Origin of the sequence: Pseudofrankia coriaricola, from assembly GCF_032027725.1 — a bacterium.
In the GTDB taxonomy this organism is placed as follows: Bacteria; Actinomycetota; Actinomycetes; order Frankiales; family Frankiaceae; genus Pseudofrankia.
This window is the reverse complement of sequence record NZ_JASNFO010000050.1, coordinates 84,385-104,452: the sequence shown is the minus strand read 5'-3', so window position 1 is coordinate 104,452 and position 20,068 is coordinate 84,385. Positions and strand designations below refer to the sequence as shown.

Sequence of the window (20,068 nt, the reverse complement as noted above, 5' to 3'; positions counted from 1 at the left end):
TCGTAAACTCAGGCAACGTCTATTCATTGCCGTTGGCCTGGCAACCCCGCTGCCCGTTGATCGTCATTGGCCGGCCGTCGCCCCCACGCGGCCCCCGATGCGGGTCATCGGTGCCGCGGCGCGCGTCGGCCAGCGTCGGATGTGTGCGGAGGTTGGCCCGTGGTGGCTTTCGACGAACCGCGCGACCACCATCGTGACCTCAGCGCAGACCCCGTCGAGACCACTGCCCGGCTGGCCCAGGCCGCACCGGCGGCCGACGGGGCTCCTGGGAGTCGCGGGGCTCCCGGGACTCCTGAGGTTCCCGCCGATCCGGCGAGCCCTGAGGCTCCTGCCGGACCCGGGGTCCCTGCCCGATCTGGGAGGTCAGCGGTCGGGGAGGTCCGGGAGCCAGTCCGGGGGGACCGGACCGGCGGCACGCCGGCTGGCGCCGCCCGGGAGGACCGGAGCGAAGCCACGCCCGCTGGCGGCGCCCAGGAGGTCGACGACGGCGGGAGCGTTGGTGCCCGCCTGGCCAGGGCCAGGGTGGCCGCGGGCATGTCGGTCGACGAGGTCAGCGCCCGTACGCGGATCAGGGCGACGCTGATCCGCCAGATCGAGCAGGACGACTTCTCCGGCGTCGGCGGCGCCGTCTACGCCCGCGGCCACATCCGCGGCATTGCCCGCACGCTCGACATCGCCCCGGAATCCCTGATCGCCGCCTACGATGCCAGCCACGAGCGGGTGCCGGCTCCGTCACTCGCGCCGACCAGCTCGTTCGACCCGCTGCGCCACGGCGAGCGCCGTCGCGGTGGCCCCCACTGGGGCACGGCCATGGTCATTTCCGCCGCCGTACTCTGCCTGCTGGCCCTGGTCGCCTTCCTGCTCCCGGGCTCGTCGCGGCACGACACACCCACACCGACACCGGCGACCGCGGCGCCGGGCGCCTCGGCCTCGCCGACCACCTCGCCCGGTGGCGCCCCGTCCGCGACGGCCCCGCCCACCGAGGTGAACCTGCGGCTCGAGGCGGTCAGCGCGCAGAGCTGGCTGGAGGTCAGCGACGACAGCAACCACGTCGTGCTGCGCCAGATACTGGCCAAGGGCGACACCAAAACGCTCACGGCCAAGGCGCTACAGGTCAAGATGGGCAACGCGGGCGCGATGAACCTGTCCTGCAACGGCCACAAGCTGGGCACGATGGGCGCGCCCGGACAGGTCGTGACGGTGCTGGTGGCGCTCGGCGACTCGGGCGACTGCACGGTCGACGGCGCCACCGCGCCGGCGGGGCAGCGCAACTGATACCGGCGGCCCACCGGCGCCGGGCGCCCGACGCCCGACGGGCGCCGCCACTGGCGTTCGCGCTTTGCCCCAAGGTCTCCCGCCGTGTCCTGGACCACGTTCGTGTCCGCTGGGGAGCGCGTGTTTCGCGCCCCGGGAGGCCGCGCGGCGCGCCCGGCGGCCGTCGCCCGGTAGCCTGACGTGGTGTCCGCTGGTCAAGTCCGCCGCGTCGCGCTCGTCACTCTTGGTTGTTCGCGCAATGAGGTCGATTCGGAGGAGCTGGCGGCCAGGCTCGCCGATGGCGGCTGGCAGCTGGTCGACGACGCCGCCGCCGCCGACGCCGTGCTGGTGAACACCTGCGGTTTCGTCGACGTCGCCAAGAAGGACTCGATCGACGCCCTGCTCGCCGCCGACGGCCTGCGCGCCGCGCCCGACTCCGCCGGGCAGGGCCCGAAGGCGGTCGTCGCGGTCGGCTGCCTCGCCGAGCGTTACGGCGCCGAGCTCGCCGAGAGCCTGCCCGAGGCCGACGCCGTGCTCGGCTTCGACGCCTACCCGGACATCGCGGCGAGGCTGCGTGCCGTGCTCGACGGCGAGCGCCCGGCCGCCCACACCCCGCGTGACCGGCGCACCCTGCTCCCGATCACGCCAGTGGAGCGGGGCAGGGCGGCCGCGGCCGACGTCGTGGTGCCGGGGCATGGCACCGTCGCGGCCGTGGCCCCGGCGGCCTCGGCCGTCCCGGCCGTCCCGGCCGTCCCGATGATGCCGGCGGTGATCCGGCGGCGGCTCGAACGAGGGCCGGTGGCCGCCCTGAAGATCTCCAGTGGCTGCGACCGGCGGTGCAGCTTCTGCGCGATCCCGTCCTTCCGCGGGTCGCACGTCTCCCGCCCGCCGCGGGACATCCTTGCCGAGGCGGAGTGGCTCGCCGGGCAGGGCGCCCGCGAGCTGGTGCTCGTCAGCGAGAACTCCACCTCCTACGGCAAGGACCTCGGCGACCTGCGCGCTCTGGAGAAGCTGTTGCCCCAGCTCGCCGCGACACCCGGCATCGTGCGCGTCCGGACCGTCTACCTGCAGCCGGCCGAGACGCGCCCGTCCCTCCTCGAGGTGCTGCTGACCACGCCTGGGGTCGCGCCCTACCTGGACCTGTCCTTCCAGCACGCGAGCCCGGCGGTGCTGCGCCGGATGCGCCGTTTCGGCGGTTCGGTCGACTTCCTCGACCTGCTTCGCCGGGGCCGGGCGCTCGCGCCCACGCTCGGAGCCCGCTCCAATGTGATCGTCGGTTTCCCCGGCGAGACGGCCGAGGATCTCGACATCCTGGCCGACTTCCTCGAACAGGCCGATCTTGACGCGGTCGGCGTGTTCGGATACTCCGACGAAGAGGGCACCGAGGCTGTCGGGCTGTCCGGCAAGGTCGCGCCCCGGGCCATCGAGCGCCGCCGTGCTCGCATCGCCGACCTGGTCGAGCAGCTGACCGCGGCGCGCGCTGAGCGGCGCGTCGGCGAGACCGTGGAGGTGCTCGTCGAAGAGATCTCCGACGACGTGCTCGCGGGAGCCGACGCGCAGGCGGCCCGGTCTGGCGGGGACGGGGGGCCGTCAGGCCGCACGGCCCACGGCTGCGCCGCCCACCAGCAGCCCGAGGTCGACGGGGCCTGCGTCGTGCGGCTTCCCGCGGTGACCGGCACGACCGGTCGGTCCGGCGATCCCGGCGCGCCGGTCGCCGTCGGCGACCTGGTGATCGCGCGGGTGATCGACGTCGAAGGCGTCGACCTGGTCGCCGACTTCGTCGCCGTGCTGGACCGGGCAGGCACGCCGGGCGCCGGCGAGTTCGCGGCCGCCGGTGTTCCTGCTGGATCGGCGAAGCCGGTCCAGCAGGCCGGCTGGGAGGTCCAGGCCGTCGGGGCGCATCGGTGACGGTGGCGGGCCGGCCAGGCGAGGCCGGCCGGAGGGTCACGTCCGGCGTGCCCACCCAGGCCGACGAGACCCTGCCCGCGCAGGCGGCGGCATCCGCGGGCGCCGCGGGCGTCATGGCCGCGCCGCCGGGCGGCGCGCAGCCAGCGGTTCCCGCGGGCTCGGAAAGGCCGGGGGCCGCCGGCTCAACGGCCGAGCCGGTTCGGGAGGCCCGCCGGGAGGCCCACGGCCAGGCGCCGTCCGACGTTCCGGCACCGCCGCCCCCCGCGAGGCTGCTCAACATCGCCAACATTCTGACGATCATGCGGTTGGTCCTGGTGCCGGTGTTCGTCGTGTTCCTGTTCGTCGGCCCGCACGAGGACGGCTGGCGGATCGCCGCCTTCGCCGCCTATGCCGTCGCCGCGATCACCGACCAGATCGACGGGGCGGTCGCCCGCCGCCACGGTCTGGTCACCGAGTTCGGCGCGTTCGTCGACCCGGTCGCCGACAAGGCGCTGACCGGCGCGGCGCTGGTGTCGCTGTCGATCCTCGACGAGATCCCCTGGGCCGTGACGGTGGTCGTCGTCGGCCGGGAACTGGGCGTCACCCTGCTTCGGCTCTGGGTGATCCGGCACGGCGTGATCGCGGCGAGCCGGGGCGGCAAGCTCAAGACGTTGCTGCTCAACATCTCGCTCGGGCTGGCTGTGCTGCCGCTGACCGGGCCGGCGGCGGCGGTCAGCGACGCGGTGCTCGCGGCCGGGGTGGTCGTCGCCGTCGCCACCGGCGTCGACTACGTCGCCCGCGCGCTCAAGCTGCGGCGCGCCTCGGGCTCGCCCAGCACGCTCGACGAGGAGCCGGACGAGGGGCCAGGGGAGGCCGCCAGTGGCACGGGACGGAACGCCGATGCTGGCTGAGATCGTCGCGGTCGGTGACGAACTGCTCTACGGCGACATCATCAACGGCAACGCCGCCTGGCTTGGCCGCCAGCTCGCCGACGTAGGTGTCCGGGTCGGCACGTCGGTCGTGGTCGGCGACGACATCGACCGGATCGAGCGGGCGCTGCGGACGGCCGCTGAGCGCTGCGACGTCGTGGTCGTGACCGGCGGCCTCGGACCGACCCAGGACGACCTCACCCGCGAGGGGATCGCCGCGGCCGCCGGGGTGGCGCTGCGCCGGGACGAGTTCCTCGAGGCACTGCTGCGGCGCCGGTTCACCGAGCTGCGCCGCGACGTGCCCGCCATGAACTACCGACAGGCCGACCTGCCCGGGGGCGCCGAGCCGTTGCCGAACGGGCCGGGCACGGCGCCCGGCATCCGGATCGAGATCGGCCGCGCCGTGCTGTACGCGATGCCCGGCGTGCCGCGCGAGATGCACGCGATGTTCACCGCCAGCGTGCTGCCGGACCTGTCGCGCCGAGCCGGGCAGCCGTCCGTCGTCGTGCATCGGGTGCTGCGCACGGCCGGCGTCTGGGAGTCCGCCGTCGCCGAGGCGCTGTCCGACGAGGTCGAGCGCCTGCGCGACGTGGGTAACCCGACGATCGCGTTCCTCGCGAGCGAGGGGCAGACCCGGGTGCGGATCACCGCGGGGGCCGCCGACCGTGCGGAGGCGGGGCGCCTGATCGCCCCGGTCGAGGCGGCGGCGCGCGCGGCGCTGGGCCCGGCCGTCTACGGCACCGACGACGACACGCTGGCCGGCGTCGTCGGCGCCCAGCTGGCGGCCAGCCTGGGCACCGTCGCGGTGGCCGAGTCACTCACCGGTGGCCGGCTGGCGGCGGCCTTCACCGGGACCCCCGGCGCCTCGGCCTACTTCCGAGGCGGCGTCGTCGCCTACGCGACCGACGCGAAGGCATCCGTGCTCGGCGTCGACGAGGCCGTCCTCGCGACGGAGGGCGCGGTCTCGGCGCGCACCGCCGCCGCGATGGCGGCTGGCGTGCGCGAGATGTTCGGCGCCACCTGGGGGCTCGCGACCACCGGTGTGGCCGGGCCCGAGGAGCAGGAGGGCAAGCCGGTTGGCACGCTCCACCTGGGACTCGCCGGTCCGGACGGCACTGTGACCCGGTCGCTACGGCTGCCCGGGGACCGGCCGCTTATTCAGACCTTCGCGGTTGTGCAGGCGCTCGACGTGTTACGGCGTACGCTCTCGGGACTGCCGGTGGCAGGCGCCGGACCGCTGGGGAGTGCGGAGATCCCCGCCGGCTAGGGGTGAGGAGGTGCGATCATGCTTGCCCCTTGTGATCGTGCATCGACCGCGCCTATGTGCGACGTCGACGGTGGGCTCACAAGTAGGAGCGCCCGAGGGCTCCGATGGCGGATGTCGACCGTTGAAGCAGGTAGATACGCTTCCAAGACGCGTTTCGGGGCACTCCTGGGATTGTTCGCCGGACGCGCGGTGGTTACAGAGCTACGGTCCCGTCAACGGCCACTCGATGACCGTGCCGGTAGGTATACGGTGAAACCCATACCGTGGACGAAGGAGGAGGCGCGATGGTCCTGCTCCGACGCATGATCGGTGAGGCGCTCCGCCGTCGCCGCCAGGATCAGCACCGGACGCTCCGGGAGGTGTCGTCCGCGGCCCGGGTGTCGCTCGGCTACCTGTCCGAGGTCGAGCGTGGGCAGAAGGAGGCCAGCTCCGAGCTGCTCGCGTCGATCTGTGATGCGCTCGGCGTCGGCCTGGCCGATCTGCTGCGCGAGGTGAGCGACGACGTCGAGCTGGCAGAGCTCGCCGCCGAGACGCCCCGCGTCGGCGCCCCGATGGTCGTCTCCGCCCGTCCTCCGGCCCCCATGGTCAACCGCGCGGCCTGACCGCGGGCCGGCCCCGCCGGCCGGACGAGACAAATCGGGCGGAGCCCGCGAAAGCGAATGCTGGGCGCGCCGATATCGGGCGCTGGCGCACTGCGTACCAGATTGACCTGGTTGCCCCCGTCGATTCCGCGCGCAGCACCTGATCAATGCCACGCCGGCGGATCAGCTGTGAGCGCAATCGGCGGGAAGTCGCCGTTCCGGCTCACCCGGAACGGCGGGTGTCCGAAAACGGACATATGCCGTCGATCGGTGACGTTCGTACAGGGCTGTCTGCACGGGCCAGTGACGTGCGACGATCGGACTATGGCGAATGTCGTCCGGCGGGCGTTGCGCTATCTGTCCGCGTCGGCGAACCGGAAGTTCGACGAGAAGGCCGATCCGCGGGTGCAGATCGACCAGGCCATCACTGAGGGCCGTCGTCAGCACGAGGCGCTGCGCCAGCAGGCCGCCCTGGTGCTGGGCAACCAGCGCCAGCTGGAGATGCGGATGGCGCGCCAGATCGAGAACGTCACGATGCTCACGGAGTCGGCGCGCTCCGCGCTCGCCTTCGCCGACAACGCCCGCGTGAGCGGCGACGCCGCCGCCGCGGCTCAGTACGAACAGACGGCGCAGGCGTTCGCCGGCGAGCTGGTCGCGGGGGAGTCGTCGCTGGATGACATGCGGACCCTGCACCAGCAGGCGGTCGAGTCCTCCGAGCTCGCCCGGCGCGCCGTCGACGACAACACCGAGCGGCTGCGCAGGCAGCTCGCCGAGCGAGCGCGGCTGCTGACGCAGATCGAGCATGCCGCGATGCGCGAGCAGATGAGCAAGGCGATGGAGTCGATGTCGGAGCTCGCTCCGGCCGGCGACACGCCGACGCTCGCCGAGGTCCGCGAGAAGGTCGAGAAGCGCTACTCCGTCGCCATGGGCCGGCACGAGCTGGCCTCCGCCGGCGTCGAGGCGCGCATGCTGGAGGTCCGCCGGGCGACCATCGACGCGAGGGCGACCAACCGGCTCGCCGAGCTGCGCGCGGGCCTGGCCGCTGGGCCGGGCGCCGCCGGTGGCGGCGGCCAGCCGACGGGGGCGGGCCAGGTGCCGGCCGGCGACAACCGAGTCACCCTCGGCAAGAGCCAGCCGCCGACGCCCGACGCGCGCGAGGACCGCGGCGCGGACGCCACTGGCCCAGCGGCCTCGGGTCCGTGACCGGGCCGATGCCCACGATGCCCACGGGACGGCGACGGTGACCTGGCCTGGTGTGGGCGGCGGCCCGCCGGGGCCACCGAGCGGCGGGCCCGGCGGGCGCCCTGGGCAGCCGCCGCCCCCGCCGCCCCCGCCGGCCCCGCCGCCCCGGTCCTGGCCCTCGCCGCCGGGCTGGGGGCCGCCGCCCTGGCGGCCCCAGCAGGAACCGCCGCGGCGGCCTGGCGCTCAGGGACCGGACCCCTCCGGGAGGCGGCCGTGGGTCCGGGCGGAGGGCTGGGACTGGCGGCGGAGGATCCAGCCCAGGATGCCGGATGCCATGGCGGCCGAGATGGAACGGCGAGGCGCCCAGCGTGAGGCGCGGGCCGCCACCCGCTATGCCCGGCACGCCCGGTGGACAGCCGGCGGATGGGCCGCGCTCGCCGCGGTCATCACCCCGGCTGGCGTGGCTTTCGGCCACGAATGGTGGATGTGGCTCCTCGCCGGTGCCGGCTCGCTGGTCAACAGCGGGCTGTGGGCACTGCAGGCGGCCAGGGCCGACCGGCAGACGCCGGGGCCGCCGCTGCCGGTGTCCGCCGCGCCGGGCGTACGGGCGCTGACCGGCTCGGCGGCGGCCGGACCGCTGCGCCGCGGCGAGGAGGCGATCAGCGCTTTTCTCGCGCTGGCGCGGCCGGTGCCGCCTGGCCCGACGGCGGACGTGATCCGCTCCGCGATGGCGTCGGCCGCCGAGGTGGTCGACGGGCTGCGGATGCGGGCGAACCGCGTCGTGGCCTGCGAGGCGGCGGCACGGGCGCTGGCCGACCGGTCCGCGCGTGCCCAACTGGCCGGCACCGTCCAGGCCCTTGCCGAGGAGATGAACACGGCCGTGCGAGCCCTCGACGACCTCGTCGCCGCCGCGGCCGAGGTCGTCGGCGCCGGCGTCTACGCCTACTCCGGCGGCCTGGACCTCGGTGGCCCGGCGCCGCCTGGGACACCGGTCGGTGGTGCCGCGCTCGGCGTGGCGCCCGTCGACCTCGACGCGTTGGCCGAACAGGCGGAGAACCTGCGCGGCTACGCCGCCGGCCTGCGTGACGTCGGCGCGGCCGCCCGCGGCCTGCCCGCCGCGGGCCGCGGGACCGCCGCTGGCGGTGCCGCCACCTCGGATCTCGGCCCCACCGGTCGCTAGCCGGCGGTGCCGTCAGGCAGGCTGGCCGCGGGCGCCTCGGCGAGGGCGGTGGTGGGCAGCCGGCGGGCGGCAAGCAGACCGACCAGGCCGACCGCGGTCGCGAGCGCGAAGGCGCCCGCGAGACCGGCGACGGAGGCCACGTGGCCGGCGGCGTTGACCGCGCCGCCCGCCGCGTCGGCGGCGGGGTGGCTCGTCGCCGCGCCGGCGGCGACCGCGACGCCGCCCAGCCCGGCGCCGAAGGTCACCCCGAGGTTGTCCGAGAGCGAGACCGCGCTGCTCGCCATGCCCTGGCGGTCCGGCGGTGCCTCGTTCAGCGCCACGTTCATGATCGGTGAGTAGGCGACACCGATCCCGAAACCGGCCAGGCCCCAGCAGGCGATCCCCACGGCCAGCGGCACCTGGGTGCTGAGCAGCGCCGTCCCGGTGCCCGCCACGCTGAGCACCAGCGTGCCCAGGCCCACGGTGACCAGGAACCGCCCGGAACGGCGGGTCGCGAGCCTCGCCTGAGTCCACGACCCGACGGTCCAGACGACCGCCGCCGTGGAGACGGCGAGGCCCGCGACCGTGGCGGAGGCGTGCCGCACGGAGGTGATGGCGAGCGGGACGAACGTGTCCGCGCCGAAGAACGCGAACGCGAGCAGCCCACGCACCGCCACGGCCGCCGGCGCCCCCGGGCGAGCCCGCAGCGTTCCGGCGGGCAGCAGCCGGCGCAGCGGCCCGATGCCCGCGAGCAGGCCGGCGACGACGAGCGGGATGCCGAAAAGCGATCGGCTGGTCACGCCGGCGAGCAGCAGGCCCGCGCCGGCCGCGACCCGCACCGCCCGCACCAGCGGCCCCCTGCCGGCCTCGACGGCGGGCCATACCCCGGCGCGGTCCGTCGCTGGCCCACCGGGCACGTCACCCGGCCCGCCGTTCGCCGGGCCGGCGAAGACGGCCGTCCCGGCCACCCCGTCCTCACCGGGGGCGGTGATGATGCCCTCCCGCATGGGTGGTGACGTCGCGCCGGCCACCCGCAACGCCCCGACCGTGACGGCGCCGGCCACCACGACGAGGGGGATCAGGCCGCCGAACACCCACCGCCAGCCGACCTGCTCGGCGAGGAACGCCGCGGCCGCCGGGCCGCCGAGGCTCGGTACCACCCAGGCCGTCGCCAGCACGGCGAACACCTTCGGCCGCACCTGGGCCGGGTATGTCCGCCCGACCGTGCCGAAACAGACCGCGGCGATCGCGCCGTCCCCCAGCCCCTGCAGGCCGCGGCCGACGATCACGATCTCCATGTCCACGGCGGTCGCCGCCACCACGAGCCCCGCGCCGAACACCAGCAGGCCGACGACGAACGGGCGGATCGGCCCGGCCCGGTCCATCGCCGCGCCGGCGAGCACGAGACCGACCACCGTGGTCAGGAAGAACGCCCCGGTCAGCCATCCATACAGGTTCAGGCCGTGCAGATCCGCCGACACCAGCGGCGCCACCGTGACGACGGCGAGCGACTCGAACGCGAGCAGGGTGATCGTCGAGACCAGGCCCACCGTCAGGACCCGCAGCTCCGGCCCCCAGATCCTGACGGCCGGCGCTGATCGCTGTGGTTGGTCGAGCGCCGTGTCCGTCACCCCCACACCCCATACCTTCCGGCCGCCCAGGGGCAAATCGCCTCAGCCGCCCCTCGTCCGTCGCCCAGCGGCGGCCCCGCCGGTACCGGACCGCGCCGGTAGCGGACCCGCGAGTGATCCCTCAATGGGCGCGCGTCAGCCGCGCAGACGCAGGCCGCCCCGGGGCGTCGGGTGGAAGCCGGCGCGCAGCAGCGCCTCGCCCAGCGCGCTGCCGGTGACCGCCTGCCCGTCGGCTCGCTCGACGGCCAACCGGCCGAGCCAGCCATCGCGTACCGCGAGCGCCAGCGCGTCCACCGCCGGTTGCAGCGCCCGTGCCGGGTTCGGCCAGGACAGCAGCGTCTTCCCACCGCGTTCGACGTAGAGCAGCAGGTCGCCGTCGACCAGCACGACCAACGCCCCCGCCTTGCGGCCGGGGCGATGACCAGGACCATCGCCGCCCACCCCCTCCGGCCGGGAAGGCCAGGGCAGCGCCGCGCCATACGGGTTCGCCGGGTCGGTGGCCGCGAGCACCACAGCTCGTCGTTCCGCCCCGGCCCGCGCACCTCCCGCGCCCGGGATCCGGCCGAACATGTGGATATTTCCGACGGTGCCCCCGAGCCCGACCTGGCCGGCCGGGCCGGCGGGACCCGCTGGCTCGGCGGCCCAGTCGGGTTCCTCGGCCGCGGCGCGCTGCTCGCCGGCGATCACGCGGAGCCGGTCGACCGCGCCCGGCATCGCGAACTGGGCCGCGCCGAGCCCCTCGACGAAGTAGCCGCGGCGGGCCCGGCCCGCGTCCTCGAAGGCGGACAGCACCCGGTAGACGGCGGCGAACCCGCCGGGGGCGTGCTCGGCGGTGGCAGCCCCCCGGGTGACGATGCCGTGCCGGTCCAGCAGCGTCTCGGTGAGTGCGTGCGCCCGCCGCGTCGGGTCGGTGTCGCGGGCGGGCAGCAGCGACCAGCGGCCCGCGACCATGGGCGGCCCGGAACGGCGGGGCACCGCGGGGCGGCCAAGGCCCGCTCCCCGGCCGAGGCCGGCGGCCCCTGGTGGATGGTGGCCCGAGGCGAAACGGAGGCTCGTCCGGCGGGGGCGCGGCGCCGACCGGTGGGCGGTGGCCGAGCCTCCCGCGAGGCGGGCGCGCAGTGGGGCGAGCGTGTCGTTGGTGATCAGACCCGCCCAGGCGAGATCCCAGATCACGTTCGCGAGCGCCGTGTCGTCCAGGCTGCCGACCCGGTCCGACAGGGTTCGGAAGAACAGCGCCTGGTCGTCGGCGAGCGCGTCGAGAACCGCGCGGTGCAGCGGGCTCGCCACCCCGGCGGCGACGCCGCCCAGATCCACCACCTCGCCGCTCGCGGGCTCGTCCACCCTCCTCTCCGCCTCGCCGGCACCCGCGGCCATGGCCGCCGCGGTGGTGGTGTCGGTGGCGAGGTCCGGCGCGACCGGAGGAAGCAGCAAGGGGGCGGCGTCGGCGAGCACCAGGGTCAACCAGCCGTCGTCACCGGGCAGCCCGCCCGCCCCGGCCCACAGCACCTCACCGCTCGCGCACAGCTCGTCGAGCATCGCGGGCGAGTAGTCGGACACCCGGGCCGGCAGGACCAGCTGCTCCCAGGCACTGGCCGGGATCAACGCCCCCTGCAGCTGCTCGACGGCCCTGGCCACCCCGTCGACACCGCGCGAACGCCCACTGGTCACCGCCTGCCAGGCGGGCAGGAAGGCCGCGAGCGCACGCGGCGGCACCGCCTCCACCTCACGGCGCAGCGCCGCCAGGCTGCGCCGTCGCAGCCTGCGCAGCACCTCGGCGTCGCACCACTGTTCCCCCGGCCGCCCCGGCCGCAGCTCGCCCCTGACCAGCCGGCCGACCCCCACCAGACGTTCCAGGGCCGCCACGGCCACCGAGACACCCAGGCCGAACCGCGTGGCCAGCTCGTCGGCGTCGAACGGGCCGTGCGTGCGGGCGTACCTGGAGACCAGGTCACCGAGCGGGTCGCGGACCGGCTCGGTGAACGCCGCCGGCACCCCCATCGGCAGCGGCACTCCCAGCGCGTCGCGCAGCCGCCCCGCGTCCTCGACCGCGACCCAGCGTTCCTCGCCGGCGATCCGCACCCGCAGTGCCCGGCCCGCGGCGGCGAGCGCCTCGAGCCATTCCTCGGTCGCGCCCCGGGCGAGCGCCTCGGGCGTCGTCAGGTCGCCGAGCACCCGCAGGAGGTCGGCGGCCCCCTCGAGGTCGCGGGCCTGTCGCTCGGGTGCCAGCCGCGCGAGCTCCGCCTCGACGGCGGCGAGCGCCTCCGGGGCGATCAGTTCCCGCAGGTCCGCCTCGCCGAGCAGCTCGGCGAGCATCCGGCTGTCCAGCGACAGCACCTGCGCGCGCCGCTCAGCCAGCGGGGCGTCCCCGTCGTAGATGAAGGTGGCGACGTAGCCGAACAGCAGGGACCGGGCGAACGGCGACGGCGCCGGCGTCTCGACCTCGACGACCCGCAGCCGGCGGGCGTCGACGTCGCGCATGAGCGCGGTCAGGCCCGGGACGTCGAAGACGTCCTGCAGGCACTCGCGCATCGTCTCCAGCACCACCGGGAAGCTCTCGAACTCGGCGGCCACCGACAGCAGCGCCGCGCTGCGCTGGCGCTGCTGCCCCAGCGGCGTGCGCCTCCCGGGGGAGCGGCGCGGCAGCAGCAGCGCCCGCCCCGCGCACTCGCGGAACCGGCTGGCGAACAGCGCGCTGCCGCCGACCTCCGCCCGCACGAGGGCGGAGATCTCGTCGGGGTCGAAGACGGCGTCCGCCGCGGTCGGCGGCGCGTCGGCGTCGGGCACCCGGGCGACGATGCCGTCGTCGGTGTGCATGATCTGGACCTCGACGCCGTAGCGCTCGCGCAGGCGGCCGCCGATCGCCAGGGCCCACGGGGCGTTGACCCGGGCGCCGAACGGCGAGTGCACGGCCAGGCGCCAGTCGCCCAGCTCGTCGCGGAACCGCTCGACGACGAGCGTGCGGTCGTCGGACAGGCGGCCGGTGGCGGCCCGCTGCTCGTCCAGGTAGGTGAGCAGGTTGCTCGCCGCCCACTCGTCCAGGCCCGCGGCGCGAAGCCGTGCCTCGGCCTCGTCCGGCGTCTTCTTCGTGAGCTCGCGCAGGAACCCGCCGAGCGCCCGGCCGAGCTCGGCGGGGCGGCCGGGGGAGTCGCCGTGCCAGAAGGGCAGCCGGCCCGGCCGGCCCGGCGCCGGGGTGACCAGCACCCGGTCCGGGGTGATCTCCTCGACCCGCCAGCTCGACGACCCGAGCAGCACCACGTCGCCGACGCGGGACTCGTAGACCATCTCCTCGTCGAGCTCGCCGACCCGGCTCGCCTTCTCGCCCACGAGGAACACGCCGAACAGGCCACGATCGGGGATCGTGCCGCCGCTGGTCACCGCGAGCCGCTGCGCGCCCGGCCGGCCCGTCACCGTGCCCGCCGCGCGGTCCCAGACGATCCGCGGGCGCAGCTCGGCGAACGCGTCCGAGGGGTACCGGCCGGCCAGCATGTCCAGCACCGCCTCGAACGCGGACGCCGGCAGCGTCGCGAACGGCGCCGCGTGCCGGACCAGCGCTCCCAGCTCATCGACCGGCCACGTGTCGACCGCGACCATCGCGACGATCTGCTGGGCGAGGACGTCGAGCGGGTTACGCGGGTAGCGCGCCTCCTCGATCTCCCCGTCGCGCATCCGCTCGGCGACCACCGCGCACTCCAGGAGGTCGCCACGGTGGCTGGGCAGCACCACCCCGCGGCTGGCCGCGCCAACCTGGTGGCCGGCGCGGCCGACCCGCTGCATGCCGGCGGCGACGCTCGGCGGCGAGGAGATCTGGACCACCAGGTCGACGGAGCCCATGTCGATGCCCAGCTCCAGGCTGGAGGTCGCGACCACGGCGGGCAGCCGGCCGGCCTTGAGGTCCTCCTCGATCAGCAGCCGCTGCTCCCGGCTGACGCTGCCGTGGTGCGCCCGGGCCACCTCGGCGAACGGGAGCGGTTGGGCGGAACCCGCCTGGCCCATCACCTCGGCGGGCGTGCCGGTCGCCTCCGGCGCGGCCATGACCGGGCCGTCGAGATCGTCCAGGTCGATCATTCCCGAGCCGCGCTCCACACCCGCCATCTCGGCCGCCAGCAGCCGCTGCGCGTGCAGCTCGTTCAGCTTGGCGCACAGCCGTTCCGCCACCCGCCGCGAGTTGGCGAAGACGATCGTCGACGTGTGCGCCTCGATCAGGTCGAGCACTCGTGCCTCGACGGCCGGCCAGATCGACGGCCGGCTCGGCACGGCGGCGGGCGGCCCGCCGCCCAGGGTGTCCAGGCCGGGAAGCCCGGCGAGCGCCCCGGAGCTGTCGGGGCTGGCCAGCAGACCTCCCAGATCGGCTTCGCCGATCCGGGAGGGACCCCGGCCGAGGCCGGCGGGGGCGCCGGGGTCGGCCATGTCCTGGACGGGCACCACGACGTCGACCTGCAGGGTCTTCTCGGTCGGTGGGCGGACCACCGTCACCGGGCGGGCGCCGCCGAGGAAACGCGCGACCTCCTCCACCGGGCGCACCGTCGCGGACAGGCCGATCCGCCGCGCCGGGGTTTCCAGCAGGGCATCGAGGCGTTCGAGGCTGAGCGCCAGGTGGGCGCCGCGCTTCGTGCTCGCGACCGCGTGCACCTCGTCCACGATCACCGTTTCCACGCCGCGCAGCGACTCGCGCGCCTGGCTGGTCAGGATGAGGAACAGCGACTCCGGCGTGGTGATCAGAATGTCGGGCGGGGTGCGGCCGAACGCGCGCCGCTCGGTGGCCGGGGTGTCGCCGGTGCGCATCGCGACCGTCACCTCGGGCACGGTCACGCCCAGCCGGGTCGCGGCGGCCTGGATGCCCGCCAGCGGAGCCCGCAGGTTGCGAGCCACGTCCACAGCGAGCGCCTTGAGCGGGCTGACGTAGAGGACCCGGCAGCGGCGGGTGGGGTCCGGGGGCGAAACCGGCGAGGACGTCTGTGACGAGGTCCGCGGCGCGGACGCGGTTGCCCGTCGTGAGGACGCGGCCGGTGATGACGCGGAGCGCGGGCGCGCGGCGTCTGGCAGGCCGGCACGCACGAGTTCGTCCAGCGACCACAGGAACGCCGCGAGGGTCTTGCCCGAGCCGGTCGGCGCCACCACCAACGCGCTGCCGCCCGCCCGCACCGCCGTCCACGCGCCGGCCTGGGCCGCGGTCGGCGCCGGGAAGGCGGCGGAGAACCATGCCCTGGTCGGCGCCGAGAACGTCGCGAGGGGGTCGGAAGAGGACATGGAGGCCAGTCTGCATCCCACCTCCGACACAGCGCTCCGTCCGACCTGGCCGCTTGTGGCGCCAGTCCGCTACGCAGGTGCCCGTGTTCGGCTACGCGGCCGGTCTACCAGCGGGTGGCCGACGATGTTGCATGAGGACGAAGAGCGAGTCGTCCCAGCTGAGACGTCCGCCGCCGTGAGTCTGAATCGCGTCGGCGGCGACGTCTCGCGTCGCCGCGGCGAGGCGGGCGACGGGCCGGGTACCGGCGTCCAGACACGGTGCCGGGGTCACGACGAAGCCGTCGGGCAGCGTCGCGACGATCCTTCCGTCGTCACGGCGGCTCAGGGTGATGCCCTCGTCATGGATCAGCTGGTGATGGCGGCTGCACACCAGCGTCAGGTTCTCCAGATCTGTGTCGCCCTCATCGGCCAGCCACTCCAGCAGGTGATGCACCTGAAGCCAGCGGGTGTGGGTGCAGCCCGGATACCGACAGGTGCCCTGGTCACGGGCGTAGACGGCCTCCCGTAGCCGGCGGGTCGGTACCCGGCGCCGCCGCCCGAGCGCGAGCGGGTTCCCGGCCGTGTCCCGGACCAGCGCTCGCATCAGGCCGTCGCAGCCGAGCCGGCGCAGCACCGCCTGGGGCAGGCCGACCTCGGGCTCCGCGTCGCAACGCAGCAGGCCACGGGCAAGCCTGCTGACCGGATCCGAACCGGTCGTCGTCGCCCCCGAAGCCACCAGCCCTTCATGCCTGCCTCCGTCACTCCAGCCTCCGTCACCTGATCGGGCGAGCCCTTTCGCCAGGCCATCGGTGGTGTCAGCGGTGCTGACCTGGCGAGGCGCCTCCCGCGTCCGCCCTCCGGCGCTGGGCGCCGGAGCCCTGGGCGTGTTCGGCGGCCGACCGGCGCTTCGCGGGGGCTCGCCCGTCGGGGCCATCCCATCCCTCGCGAGGCCGGTCGGGCCTCCCGCCACGCCCGCGGGACTCCGGGCCCCCGCCACGCGCTGACCGGTGCTCAGCAGAGTCTCGGCGTCGACATGCACGGTGACCGTGTGGGACGGGCTCATCAGGTCTGGGACAGGCCGGTGAAGGAAGCCCTCAGCCAGCGCCACCAACGCGTCGGCGTCGGCCTTCCGGTCTCGCGGGGCGTTGACGATCTGCCCGTCCGCCGGCGACGCCTCGGCCTCGGCGCCGGTCCGGGGTGGACTGGAGTCGTCGAGGCTGGCTCTCGCGGCGTCGATCGCGACGGCCAGCCGGGCGCCCTCCTCCGCCGTCAGCACAGCCTGCAGGCGAAACAGCCCGTCCGCGCGGGTACTCCAGGTCACCTTCCGCGTCGCCCGCTGCTCGGCCGGATCCGCAGTCAGCTGGTGGTAGCGCGACGCGAGCCGCTCAAGCTGGCCTGCGGTGCAGTGCAGCGCATGCGACAGCCAGGTCTGCTCCGTCGCGGTCTCGGCCACGCGCGCCACGGCGCGCACCTTGGAGTAGGACAACCGTCCCTCGGCGAACGCCGCCCGCAGCGCGGGCAGCTCCTCCAGCGCGTGGGCGACGGCCATGTGTTCCTGTGCCGTCCGGATTCCCAGGCCACACCGCCAGGACAGCCACTGTGCGCAGGTCGCCATTCCCAGCCCCGACCAGCCTCGCCGCCGGTCGAACGCGGCCAGCATCGTCAGCAGCTGGCAGGTCGCCGCGGCGATCCGCGCCGCCCAGGCACAGATGGCGCGTTCCAGCTCCGTCAGCGGGACCGTTTCGACCTCGTCCACCACGGAGGTGGATGCACCGACGCCGGGCGACTCGGCGCCGAGGGAGCTGATATCGATCTTCGTGGTGGTCATGGGCACCGCCGGGACAGGGGTGGCGGGCCCCGCGCCCGCCGCTGCCGCCATGGTCGCGTTCGGGTACGACATTTTCGCAGGTCAGCCTGGGGGAGCGAGGCTGGTGAAGGTGGCGAGGCGAGCGCGGATCTCCGTATCTCCGCGCCTCCGTATCTCGCGCTTTCCTGTCTCCGCGCTCATCCGTGTCCCGGTGTCTGCCGTCCGCTGTCCTCCGTGTCCGCTGTCCGGCGTCGCCGCCGGGTTCTCGCTCGCCACTCGGTGCCTGGCGGGGGGCGTGCCGGACCTTGAGGCCAACGTTGGTGGCCGGCCCGCGGACGGACAGGTGGGGCTGTCGGGCGGCTTGCCGGTTCCGTGGACTGGAAAGTGATCTTCGCGTTCCGCGGAACGTGTGTTTCTCGGCGGGGCCGCGTTACCAGCCCCTGAGAGATGGCGCTGGACGTGCGCCGCGGGACTGGCGACCGGCACGTCCGGGCCGATCACCGGATGAGCGGCCCTCGGCGCGCCTCGTCGGTCCCTGGACCCGCGCTGACGTCGGCCGCGGGGCTTGCGTGGCCGCCCGGTCGCGGCCAGTCGCCACCGCCAGGCCCACGCCGCCTGGCTTCAGCCGGCTTCGACTGTCGGCCCAGGGCCGCGGGGTTCACCGGGTGGGCTGGCAGGCACACTGGGCGGGTGCGACTCACGGAGTTCTGGGCCCGGATGAACAGGCAGTTCGGCGCCGAATACGCGGAGTCCGTCGCTCGCGACCATGTGCTGGCCAGCCTCGGCGGCGTCACTGTCGAAGGTGCGTTCGCCCGGGGCGAGGACGCGAAGGCCGTCTGGCGTGCCGTGTGCGCGGAGTTCGACGTCCCCGCCAGGGAGCACTGACTCTCCGCGCTCGCCGCGGCCTGGCCCGCTCCGGCGGAGCACGGGGCGGCTCGTCGGGGAAAACCTGGCGGGGTTCGGCGTGTTGGGTTCGAAGTCGAACGCGTGTTCGGCTAAGGTTGTCCACATGCGCGCGGTTGTCCACAGATGCGAGGCGGCCCTCGAAACTGTCGGACCGACCCCCTAACGTCGCCTCGTGGCCACCAAGACTCGACGACCTCAGCCAGGAGTTGCTCCGATGGCAGGACCCGACCGCGCCAAGGCGTTGGACAACGCCCTCGCGCAGATCGACAAGCAGTTCGGCAAGGGCTCCGTCATGCGCCTCGGCGACGAGACCCGCATGCCCATCCAGGTCATTCCCACCGGGTCGATCGCGCTCGACGTGGCGCTCGGGATCGGTGGTCTGCCCCGCGGCCGGATCATCGAGATCTACGGCCCGGAGTCGTCCGGCAAGACGACGGTCGCGCTGCACGCGGTGGCGAGCGCGCAGGCGGCCGGCGGCATCGCCGCCTTCGTTGACGCCGAGCACGCGCTCGACCCGGACTACGCGTCCAAGCTCGGCGTCGACACCGACAACCTGCTGGTCTCCCAACCGGACACGGGCGAGCAGGCCCTCGAGATCGCCGACCTGCTGGTTCGCTCCGGCGCGCTGGACATCATCGTCATCGACTCGGTGGCCGCGCTGGTGCCGCGGGCCGAGATCGAGGGCGAGATGGGCGACAGCCACGTCGGCCTGCAGGCCAGGCTGATGTCCCAGGCGCTGCGCAAGATGACGGGCGCGCTGTCGAACTCCAACACCACCGCGATCTTCATCAACCAGCTCCGCGAGAAGATCGGTGTCATGTTCGGCTCGCCGGAGACGACGACCGGTGGCAAGGCGCTGAAGTTCTACGCATCCGTGCGCCTCGACGTCCGCCGGATCGAGACGCTCAAGGACGGGGCTGAGGCGGTCGGCAACCGGACCAGGGTGAAGGTCGTCAAGAACAAGGTCGCCCCGCCGTTCCGCACCGCCGAGTTCGACATCGTCTACGGCGGCGGCATCAGCCGCGAGGGCTCGCTCATCGACATGGGCGTCGAGCACGGGATCGTCCGGAAGTCCGGCGCCTGGTACACCTACGACGGCGACCAGCTCGGCCAGGGCAAGGAGAACGCCCGCAACTTCCTGCGCGACAACCCCGACCTCGCCGACGAGATCGAGAAGCGCATCAAGGAGAAGCTGGGCATCATCCCCACCCTCGACGGTGACGTCCTCGCGCCTGTCCCGGTCGATCTCTGATCTTGCTGCCCTGTCGCGCTGCCCGGTTCTCAACGTCGAGCTACTTGGTCCAGGAGGAACGCATGGCCGGGCAGGGCGGGCGGGGGGCCGTGGAGGCGGAGCGGGACCCGGTGGGGGTGGCGCGGGAGATCTGCCTGCGGCAGCTGGCGGTTCGGGCGCGCAGCAGGGCGGAGCTGGCGGGGACGTTGCGGCGGCGAGGGGTGGCCGACGATGTCGCGGAGGCGGTGCTCGACCGGCTGACGGCGGTCGGGCTGATCGACGACGACGCGTTCGCGACGGCGGTGGTCTCCTCGGCCAGGGAGAACCGCGGACTGGCCAGGCGGGGGCTCGCGGTCGAGCTGCGGCGCCGGGGCGTGGACGACGACGTCGCCGCCGCCGCGTTGGCGGATGTCGGCGGCGCGGACGAGGAGGCCACCGCTCGCGAGCTCGTCGCCCGTCGGCTGAGGACCATGGCCGGGCTGGACCGGCAGGTCCAGCTGCGCCGCCTGGTCGCCATGCTTGGTCGCAAGGGCTACCCGACGGAGCTCGCCGTCCGGGTCGTCACCGAACTGCTCGGTTCGGAGAGCGACCTCGACGATCACCCCGCGGGAGCGGCCGGCTTCGGTGACGTCGACGAGCCCGGCCACGGAGACGGCTGACCGGTCTCTGACCAGGGCCGGGGGTCCGGGCATCCGGTATTTCTTGACCTGGGAAAAGCGGTCGACCTACTCTCGGCAACGGTGCGAGGACTCCCGCGGACTACGCGGTCGCGATAGTTGGCTAACTACACACGAGGGCAACTTCGGCGCTTCGTGCGCTGTCGGGGCCCAACTACGGCGTGGAGAGACATGTTCGCGCCCCGTTGGTCCTCTGCAACGTTCAGTGAGCGCTGGCTGTGCAGGGAAGGCGTGGCCACGTCTTTTCCGCCCTGGTGGACGCCGCCGTTCGGGGTGGGTCCTTCGCCGCTCCAGTCCGGTCTACGGGAACTGGCGGGTCGGCTTCGTTTTC

General features: G+C 74.5%; 13 protein-coding genes. 10 read left to right on the top strand and 3 right to left on the bottom strand.

Features of this window, described 5'->3' with window-relative positions; all coding sequences use genetic code 11:
- Positions 1–141 precede the first annotated feature (141 nt).
- The 7 genes from QOZ89_RS26475 to pspM all read left to right on the top strand — a co-directional run bounded on the left by QOZ89_RS26475 (position 142) and on the right by pspM (position 8,280).
- Positions 142–1,275 (top strand): helix-turn-helix domain-containing protein, encoded by a 1,134-nt coding sequence (locus QOZ89_RS26475; protein ID WP_312625990.1) that lies wholly within the window; start codon positions 142–144, stop codon positions 1,273–1,275.
- Between the two features lie 183 nt (positions 1,276–1,458).
- A complete protein-coding gene (locus QOZ89_RS26470) occupies positions 1,459–3,162 on the top strand; it encodes a MiaB/RimO family radical SAM methylthiotransferase (protein WP_312625988.1) in 1,704 nt (567 codons plus the stop codon).
- A complete protein-coding gene (locus tag QOZ89_RS26465; protein ID WP_491677167.1) occupies positions 3,159–4,052 on the top strand; it encodes a CDP-alcohol phosphatidyltransferase family protein in 894 nt (297 codons plus the stop codon). The genes QOZ89_RS26470 and QOZ89_RS26465 overlap by 4 nt, the downstream gene beginning before the upstream one ends.
- Positions 4,042–5,337, top strand: a complete 1,296-nt coding sequence (locus QOZ89_RS26460; protein ID WP_071050630.1) for a competence/damage-inducible protein A — start codon at positions 4,042–4,044, stop codon at positions 5,335–5,337. The genes QOZ89_RS26465 and QOZ89_RS26460 overlap by 11 nt, the downstream gene beginning before the upstream one ends.
- A gap of 284 nt (positions 5,338–5,621) precedes the next feature.
- A complete protein-coding gene (locus QOZ89_RS26455) occupies positions 5,622–5,939 on the top strand; it encodes a helix-turn-helix domain-containing protein (RefSeq protein WP_071050528.1) in 318 nt (105 codons plus the stop codon).
- 303 nt (positions 5,940–6,242) lie between these two features.
- Positions 6,243–7,121, top strand: coding sequence for a PspA/IM30 family protein (locus QOZ89_RS26450; protein WP_071050527.1), 879 nt, complete (start codon positions 6,243–6,245; stop codon positions 7,119–7,121).
- Between the two features lie 301 nt (positions 7,122–7,422).
- Complete coding sequence (gene pspM, locus QOZ89_RS26445) at positions 7,423–8,280, top strand: phage shock envelope stress response protein PspM (protein WP_071050526.1); 858 nt, start codon at positions 7,423–7,425, stop codon at positions 8,278–8,280.
- On the opposite strand, the gene QOZ89_RS26440 is transcribed toward pspM, so the two are convergent.
- The 3 genes from QOZ89_RS26440 to QOZ89_RS26430 all read right to left on the bottom strand — a co-directional run bounded on the left by QOZ89_RS26440 (position 8,277) and on the right by QOZ89_RS26430 (position 16,944).
- A complete protein-coding gene (locus QOZ89_RS26440) occupies positions 8,277–9,896 on the bottom strand; it encodes an MFS transporter (RefSeq protein ID WP_083419081.1) in 1,620 nt (539 codons plus the stop codon). The genes pspM and QOZ89_RS26440 overlap by 4 nt on opposite strands.
- A 129-nt stretch (positions 9,897–10,025) precedes the next feature.
- Positions 10,026–15,137 carry an Lhr family helicase gene (locus tag QOZ89_RS26435; protein ID WP_312625983.1) on the bottom strand — a complete coding sequence of 1,704 codons (5,112 nt, stop codon included), beginning with the start codon at positions 15,135–15,137 and terminating at the stop codon, positions 10,026–10,028.
- A 91-nt stretch (positions 15,138–15,228) separates the two neighbouring features.
- Positions 15,229–16,944 carry an HNH endonuclease signature motif containing protein gene (locus QOZ89_RS26430; protein ID WP_397428847.1) on the bottom strand — a complete coding sequence of 572 codons (1,716 nt, stop codon included), beginning with the start codon at positions 16,942–16,944 and terminating at the stop codon, positions 15,229–15,231.
- 669 nt (positions 16,945–17,613) lie between these two features.
- Here QOZ89_RS26430 and QOZ89_RS26425 point away from each other — a divergent pair.
- From QOZ89_RS26425 to recX, 3 genes are all read left to right on the top strand, one after another.
- Positions 17,614–17,808, top strand: coding sequence for a DUF3046 domain-containing protein (locus QOZ89_RS26425; RefSeq protein ID WP_071050525.1), 195 nt, complete (start codon positions 17,614–17,616; stop codon positions 17,806–17,808).
- A gap of 235 nt (positions 17,809–18,043) precedes the next feature.
- Positions 18,044–19,081 carry a recombinase RecA gene (recA, locus tag QOZ89_RS26420; RefSeq protein WP_071050524.1) on the top strand — a complete coding sequence of 346 codons (1,038 nt, stop codon included), beginning with the start codon at positions 18,044–18,046 and terminating at the stop codon, positions 19,079–19,081.
- 62 nt (positions 19,082–19,143) lie between these two features.
- A complete protein-coding gene (recX, locus tag QOZ89_RS26415; protein WP_071050523.1) occupies positions 19,144–19,719 on the top strand; it encodes a recombination regulator RecX in 576 nt (191 codons plus the stop codon).
- Positions 19,720–20,068: the final 349 nt, after the last annotated feature.